7 protein-coding genes are annotated in these 7,025 nt (G+C 61.0%); 5 read left to right on the top strand and 2 right to left on the bottom strand.

Annotated features, from left to right (window positions below; translation table 11 throughout):
- Positions 1-227 precede the first annotated feature (227 nt).
- Positions 228-890 (bottom strand): class I SAM-dependent methyltransferase, encoded by a 663-nt coding sequence (locus K8U03_05455; protein ID MCE9604335.1) that lies wholly within the window; start codon positions 888-890, stop codon positions 228-230.
- 115 nt (positions 891-1,005) lie between these two features.
- Here K8U03_05455 and K8U03_05460 point away from each other — a divergent pair, with 115 nt between their 5' ends.
- Positions 1,006-1,524, top strand: coding sequence for a hypothetical protein (locus K8U03_05460; GenBank protein ID MCE9604336.1), 519 nt, complete (start codon positions 1,006-1,008; stop codon positions 1,522-1,524).
- A 193-nt stretch (positions 1,525-1,717) separates the two neighbouring features.
- Positions 1,718-2,125, top strand: coding sequence for a hypothetical protein (locus tag K8U03_05465; GenBank protein ID MCE9604337.1), 408 nt, complete (start codon positions 1,718-1,720; stop codon positions 2,123-2,125).
- 114 nt (positions 2,126-2,239) lie between these two features.
- On the opposite strand, the gene K8U03_05470 is transcribed toward K8U03_05465, so the two are convergent.
- The gene (locus K8U03_05470) at positions 2,240-2,617 is read right to left on the bottom strand and encodes a hypothetical protein (GenBank protein MCE9604338.1); all 378 of its coding nucleotides are present in this window, start codon (positions 2,615-2,617) and stop codon (positions 2,240-2,242) included.
- Positions 2,618-3,053: 436 nt separating this feature from the next.
- Here K8U03_05470 and K8U03_05475 point away from each other — a divergent pair, with 436 nt between their 5' ends.
- The 3 genes from K8U03_05475 to K8U03_05485 all read left to right on the top strand — a co-directional run.
- Positions 3,054-4,343, top strand: coding sequence for a DUF1501 domain-containing protein (locus K8U03_05475; protein MCE9604339.1), 1,290 nt, complete (start codon positions 3,054-3,056; stop codon positions 4,341-4,343).
- The gene (locus K8U03_05480) at positions 4,343-6,832 is read left to right on the top strand and encodes a serine protease (protein ID MCE9604340.1); all 2,490 of its coding nucleotides are present in this window, start codon (positions 4,343-4,345) and stop codon (positions 6,830-6,832) included. The genes K8U03_05475 and K8U03_05480 overlap by 1 nt, the downstream gene beginning before the upstream one ends.
- Positions 6,829-7,025, top strand: a 197-nt coding sequence (locus tag K8U03_05485; GenBank protein ID MCE9604341.1) for a hypothetical protein, incomplete at its 3' end; no start/stop codon positions are given. The genes K8U03_05480 and K8U03_05485, both read left to right, overlap by 4 nt.

The following is a 7,025-nucleotide window of genomic DNA, read 5'->3' on the forward strand; positions in this document are numbered from 1 at the left end:
CCTGAAAGGGGTTCGATCGGAGAGACACCACCCGGCTTCGCATCCATCGCATCGGATGGGATCGAGTCATTACTTTATTGTAAGTTTACGGAACCTTAAAATCCAGTAAGTTTTCTCTGGGCGCCGGACGATTGCTCAAAACGAGCCACGAATCAGCTCAAGATCGCTAATCCGAAACACCCCTCCTGAGGGGCGTTCGCGTGCCGCTTCGATGTAACTTACCTGGATCACTCGAAGTAGATAAACGAGTAATCCCCGGCATATCCGGCGCGGCGGAAGAGCCATTCCCACTCCGGCACGGTGTAGAACGAGCGACACGTCAACTGCCAGTACAGCAAGTTCACCTTTTCGCGCTCGTTGCGATACGACTCGACGACGATATACCGACCGCCGCGCGAGACTCTTTCGATCTCTTCTAGCGCCGCATGAAGCTCGAAGTTGTAAAGATTGTGCAGCGTGTTGATCGAGACCACGAGATCGAACGAGCGCGCGGCATAAGGGAGCCGAGCGGCATGCCCGAGGGTCAGTTTGCCGTGCAAGTCGGGCATTGCGTGCTCGATCGCGTACTGCGAAATATCCAGGCCTGCCACGTTGCAGTCAGGCAGTAACTGCCGAAACTCATGCAACAGGAAACCTTTGCCGCAACCGATATCGAGAATGCTCGCGTCGGGCTTCAAGCCGTAATGCGCGATCATCTCTTCGGCGACCGGCCGCCAGCGACCGTCGTAACGCATGCCGCCGTAGCCATGCTTGCGCTCGCCGTCCCAATAGTCGCGATCCCAACGCAACGCGACTTCGGCACACTCGGCCTTATCCGCTTCGAGAACGCGTCCGAGATAATCGCGGGTCGTTCGCTTGTGCAGCGACGTGACGAAATCGAGATGCGGCATAGACTTCGACCTCGAACACGCACGAAGAGGGGGATGTCCCGGAGGATGTCGACAGTATGCCGAGATTGACATTCTTCGTCGAGAGACATAGGGTTGACGTAGAGGATACTTACACGTGCCGACGCTCCGCACCATCTCGACGTCGCTCTTGCTCGGGTTGCTTTTGCTCCCGCCGCATTGGTGCTGCGCGCTGCCGACTTCGACTTCGGCAAGCGATTCGACGAGCGATTCGCCCGCATCGAGTCATGATTCGAGCCGTAGTTGCTGTGCGGCCCCCGTCTCGCTTGCCGCAAAGTTCGAGACGCGATTTTGTTGCAGTATGCACCGCTCGATCGACCCAAGCGATGGGAACACATCGCAAAGCCGCGGCGCGCCCGACAATGCTTTCTTAGACGCAGCTTTCTTAGACGCATTGTCCCCTGCGCACGAATCGTCGAATTGCCTCGGTTGTGCGCCGAAAGTGGGTGCCGTTACCAAGCCGAGCGTTCTTCCGCTCAGCCAAGCGTGGCTGCCGGCGATCGGCACCTCGCTGCCTGAACTTGCGAATGCGTTCGCGGCGAGCGGCTTGTCGTGCGGCGGGCGAATCGCGTTCTCGGGCAATCCTCAAGCTCTGCTCTGCCGGTGGAACTGCTAAGCGGTTTCCGTCTCGGCACTCCTACGATGTTGGTGATGCGGCGTCTTCGCGCGCATTCCGACACGTAGCGCATCTATCCCTGCTCTCGCTGCGGTTCGCCGTTGCGACCTTGCCGGGCATCGATGCGCACTCGGCAGCAGGAATGGATTTTAATTTCCAACAAAAAGTTCTTTATTACCAAAAGGTGATTGTCATGAATTCGATTTCAATGAATCGTCGCGGAATTCTCGGTGCGTTCTTGGGCTTGGCGGGAGTCGGTGTGTTCGGCGGACGTTGGCTCCGCGCGGCCGAGGGGAAAGTCTCCAATGCCTGCGTGAAGATGTGTCGCGATTGTGCCGCGATCTGCAAGGAATGCGCGATGTGCTGCAAGGAGCTGAACCCGGAATGCTCGGCTCAATGCGACGCCTGCCACCACATGTGCCTGGCTTGCGCCACGTCGTGCGAGAAGGGCTATGCCAACGCGGCGGACGTTTGCACGGCATGCGAGAAGATGTGCTTGCAGTGCGCCGCGATGTGCGAGAAGAGCGGCCGAGAATGCTGCAAGAAGTGCCTTGAGTCGTGCAAGGCTTGCGCGGCCGGTTGCAAGGCTTCGCGCAGCTAAGCGACAATCCGAACTCTGTGAAACGAGCGACCGTGTGTCGATCCCTGGGGCCGCTTGCGAGCGGTCCCAGGGTTTTTCGTTTCACTTGCTGCACAAGCCCCTTAGGAGTCGCAGTTACGGCCGCGCGAAGTGCCCGGCATGCATCGGATGTAGGCTTGCCGTTTCGGCCATGATGAAATCGAGGCGGTGGTTCAAGCGGTTGACGATGATGTCGACGCCGAAGTGTTCGCAGACGAGCCGTTGAATTCGGCGCGATGGCGAGGAGCGAACGTAGAACCCGACATGGTCGCTTCCGAGTTGCGCGGCGATGAGCTCCACGTCGCCGGTTCGCTTATCGATCACGGCGATGTCCCGTTGATCGTCCCATGAATCGCGGAACGGTTCGACGATCGTTTCCGGCAACCGGCGGACGAAGGTTTCGAAATCGGCGAACGGAATCGGTCGACTCGGATAAGCACGCATCGAACCGGACGTGTGAAAAAGCTCGCTCATAACTTAGACCCTTTGAATGACGAAAAGAAATTCCCGCCCCTCGTATAGCCGACACTTCCATACTACGACTCTTAGCGTATAAAGCCTTGCGACTGTTACATTACAACTCGCAAAGAGCTATTAAGCGTCGTAACTTTCGGCGTGGCATTCTTAATTCAGCGTTAGCAGCGGCTGCATTCACATGCAGCGAAAAATCCGCTTTACGCTGACGCGCCGCACGCCTCACGACGCCGAATCCAATCGCGAAACAGCGGCGTTTCGATTAAACTGAGAGGCCCGCGGGCAACGCGTTGCCGTAGCGTTTTCGACTCGGCACTTCGTCGGCTTACGGTTCTGCAATCCCTTTTCGCTAGCAAGAAATTTGCGCATGACTCGCTCCCCCGAACCTGTTCACGGATGCTCCGGCTATCGCTCTGCGCTCAATCGCCGGCAAGCGATGCAGATCGGCGTTTGCGGTGCGTTCGGTCTTTCGCTCGGCGACTTTCTTCGCCGCCGTGCAGATGCCGCGGCCGCAGGCAAACCGGAGCCGAAGGCGCAGAGCGTCATCCAATTGCATCTCCCCGGCGGCGTGGCTCAGCAAGAGTCGTGGGACCCGAAGCCCGAGGCTCCGATCGAATATCGGGGCGCGTTCAACGTCGCGAAGACGAACACCGGCGAGCTCTTCAGCGACAATTTCACCCGCACGGCTCTCGTTGCCGACAAACTGACGGTGGTCCGTTCGGTCGTCGGCAAGATTCCGGACCACGGCCAAGCGACCTACCATCTCTTCACCGGCTACACACCGACCACGGTCATCGACTACCCGCAGATGGGTGCCGTCGTCTCCGAGCGGTTCGGCCCGCGCAAAGACATTCCGCCGTATGCCGTCATTCCGCAACTGCCGGGCTTCGCCGGCGGCACGGGCTATCTCGGTAGTAAGTACGGTGCGTTTCAGCTCTATGCCGATCCCGGCGCGCGGGGCGATTTCAAGATTCGCGACTTCTCGATTCCCGCCGAACTTTCGATGGACCGCTTCGAGCGCCGCAAAGCGAGCCGGGAACTCGTCGAGAACCATTTGCGCAAAATGGAATCGGATCCCGACAAGCTCAACACGATGGACGAATTCTATCGGCGGGCCTATTCCCTCTTGAGCTCGCCGCAATCGCAGAAGGCCTTCTCGCTGGCCGACGAGCCGCAAAGCATGCGCGATCTCTACGGCCACGACTACGTGAACAAGCGTCGCGAGCCGGCCGGCATCGGCCCGCGCCTGCTGCTCGCTCGGCGACTCGTCGAGGCCGGCGTCCGTTTTGTCACCGTGACGTACGGCGCCTGGGACTCGCACGTCGGCATCAAGGAAGACTGCCAAGAGAAGATGCCGGCGCTCGACCATGCCCTTTCCGGCCTACTCACCGATCTCGACCGGCGTGGTCTACTCGACTCGACGTTGGTGATGGTCACTACGGAGTTCGGACGCACGCCGCTCGTCAACCAATCGAACGGTCGCGACCATTGGGCGCGCGTCTATTCGATGTTGCTCGCCGGCGGCGGCATCACGCGCGGCCAAGTCTACGGCGCCTCCGACGCCACGGCCTCGGAGCCGGCTCGCGACGCCGTGCCGCTCGAAGACTATCTCTACACGGTCTACAACCAACTCGGCATCAACGCCGACGACGAGTTGCTCGCCTTCGGCACGCGGCCGATCGAGATCGTGAAAGACGGCAAGCTCGTGAAGGGAATCGTCGCCTAATGCTTCGCATCCGTTCCATCGGCACCGTATTGTTCGCTGCGTTGGTTGTCGGCGTCGGTTCGGCATCGGCCGGCCCGATGGTGCATCACATCGAAAGCGTATTGCCGCGCGCCGGACAACGGGGCACGACCGTCGACGTCGTCATTCAAGGGATTTACCTGAAAGACGTGCGCGAAGTGATCTTCTTTCGGCCCGGCATCGAAGCGGTGAGCATCGAGTCGACACGGCCGATGCAATCTCCGCACGGCACCGCACACGGCGGCCGAGCCGAAGAAGAAGTGCATTGCAAGTTCGTCATCGGCGCCGATTGCCCGCTCGGAATGCATCCGTTTCGGCTTCGCACGGCGACGGAGCTGACCGTCGTCAGCACGTTTTGGGTCACGCCGCTTGCCACGGTCGACGAGAAAGAACCGCGCCAAGGGGAGAACGATCTTCCGGCGAAAGCGCTGCCGATCGGGGCGAACGTCGCCGTGCTCGGCAGCATCGATACGGGCCGGTTTGCCGATGTGGATCTCTATCGCGTCGCCGGCAAAAAAGGGGCGCATCTTTCGGCCGAAGTCGCTTCCGTCTGGTTGACGGAGTCGTTCTATGCCGGCTCCGAGGCGGACCTCATGCTCCGCTTGCTCGATGCCGACGGCAAAGAATTGGCGCGCAACGACGACAGCGACCTGCACATCCAAGACCCGATCGTCTCGACGATCTTGCCGCGCGACGGGGACTACTTCGTCGAGGTGCGGCAACGGATCTTCAAAGGTGCGTCCGGCGTTCACTATCTCGCGCAGATCGGCACGCACCGTCGTCCGATAGCGGTTTATCCGGCCGGCGGGCCGGCAGGCGCTCCGTTAAACGTCACGCTTCTCGGCGACCCGGCCGGATCGCTCGCCGGCAAGCTGAGCTTACCGTCGACCGTCGGCGACTTTGAATACTACGACGAAGCCCCGACACCGCTGCCGATGCGCGTCTCGAACTATCCGAACATCTTGGAAGCTGCGGATCAGGGGGAGACCAAGGTCGCTCGCTTTCCCATCGCGCTCAACGGCATCATCGGCGAGGCGGGCGATGCCGATGCGTTTCGGTTCTCGGTGCGCAAAGGAGAAGCCTATCGCGTGCGGACCTTCGCTCGCGCGCTCGGCACTCCGCTCGATCCCCGCATCTCGATCCGCTTCGCCGGAGCCGAAGAGCCCGAAGTCGAGGCCGACGACGCGCGGCACGACGAGCGCGACCTGTTCGGGATGCCCAGCTCGTTTCATCGCAAGGAGCTGCTCGATCCTTCGCTCGTTTGGACTCCGAAACAAGACGGCGAATACGTGCTTGCGATCACCGACATGCGCGGCCTCGGCGGCCCGACCTCGGTTTATCGAATCGAAATCGAGCCGGTGCGCGACGCGATTCACACGTACCTCTATGCCCCGGTGATCGACAGCGCGGAATGCCCGCGATTGACGGCGATCGCCGTGCCGCAAGGGGACCGCTGGACGGTCAACCTGCAACTCGCCGAAGGGCAAGGAAATCGATACAAGGGAGAACTGGAAATCTACGCCGAAGGGCTCCCCGCCGGCGTTCAAATGATCGCGCCGACGATTCGCGCCGGACAGAAGATCGTGCCGGTTCAGTTTATCGCCGCCGCCGATGCGAAGCCGCAGGGAGCGTTGATTCGCTTGCTCGTCCGGCCGACCGACCCTTCGATCGCGCTCGAAACCGGCTCGCACCAAGCGTTCGCTTTCCTCAGCCATTCCGGCGGTCGGGCCTGGCAATCGTGGCTGGTCGATCGCTACATCCTCGCAGTCACCGAGCGTCCGCCGTATTCGATCGAGCTGGTTGCGCCGCAGATCCCGCTGTCGCAAAGCGGCGAGCTTTCGATGCAGGTCAACCTTACGCGCCACGGCAGCTTCCGCGAGCCGATCGAGATTCAATTCGATTGGGTTCCGCCCGGCGTGCAGGCCCAGCCGACGGTAACGATCGAAGAACACGAAACGTCGAAGACGCTACGGCTGTTCGCCGGTCCCACGGCGCAGCCCGCGATTTGGAAAGTGGCGGCCACGGCCTCGACGGTCGGCGGCTCCTACTATCTCGGCGCCGGCCGGATTCGCAACTCTTCGGCCTTAGTCGAGCTCGCGATCGCCGAGCCCTATGTCGAACTGAAGAACAAACCGGCTGCGGTTCGCCGCGGCGAGAAGTCGCGAATCTTTTGGGAAGTCACGCACAAGAAAGCATTTCCGGGCGAGGCCGAAGCCGTACTCGTCGGCCTGCCGAAAGGGGTGAGCGTCGTGGCGCCGGGCCCGAAGCTCAAGGTCGGCGATAAGGAGCTCGTCTTCGAAGTCGAAGCCGGCGGCGATGCCTTGCTCGGCCAATATAAGGAGCTGACTTGCGAGATCATCGTCCGCCAAAACGGACAAGAAATTCGGCAGCGCACCGGCAAAGGGATTCTGCGCGTCGATCCCCCGTCGACCTCGACGGCGACCACGAGCACGCAGGGAACCCCACCGTGATGTTGAATACAACTCTTCGATTCGTTGCGACGACGCTCGCGGCCCTCACGACGATGACCTTCGTGTCCGGCGCGCTCCATGGCGCAGAGACTCCGGGCTTTCGTCGCGATGTGATGCCGGTCTTGTTTCGCGCCGGTTGCAATAGCGGCACGTGCCACGGCTCGGCGCGCGGCAAAGACGGCTTCATGCTCTC

The organism is Planctomycetia bacterium (genome assembly GCA_021413845.1).
Taxonomy (GTDB): Bacteria; Planctomycetota; Planctomycetia; order Pirellulales; family PNKZ01; genus PNKZ01.

Excerpts from the sequence above, each read along its gene's own strand:
- K8U03_05455 (MCE9604335.1), bottom strand. The coding sequence starts at position 890 with ATGCCGCATCTCGATTTCGTCACGTCGCTGCACAAGCGAACGACCCGC.
- K8U03_05465 (MCE9604337.1), top strand. The coding sequence starts at position 1,718 with ATGAATTCGATTTCAATGAATCGTCGCGGAATTCTCGGTGCGTTCTTG.
- K8U03_05470 (MCE9604338.1), bottom strand. The coding sequence starts at position 2,617 with ATGAGCGAGCTTTTTCACACGTCCGGTTCGATGCGTGCTTATCCGAGT.
- K8U03_05475 (MCE9604339.1), top strand. The coding sequence starts at position 3,054 with ATGCAGATCGGCGTTTGCGGTGCGTTCGGTCTTTCGCTCGGCGACTTT.
- K8U03_05480 (MCE9604340.1), top strand. The coding sequence starts at position 4,343 with ATGCTTCGCATCCGTTCCATCGGCACCGTATTGTTCGCTGCGTTGGTT.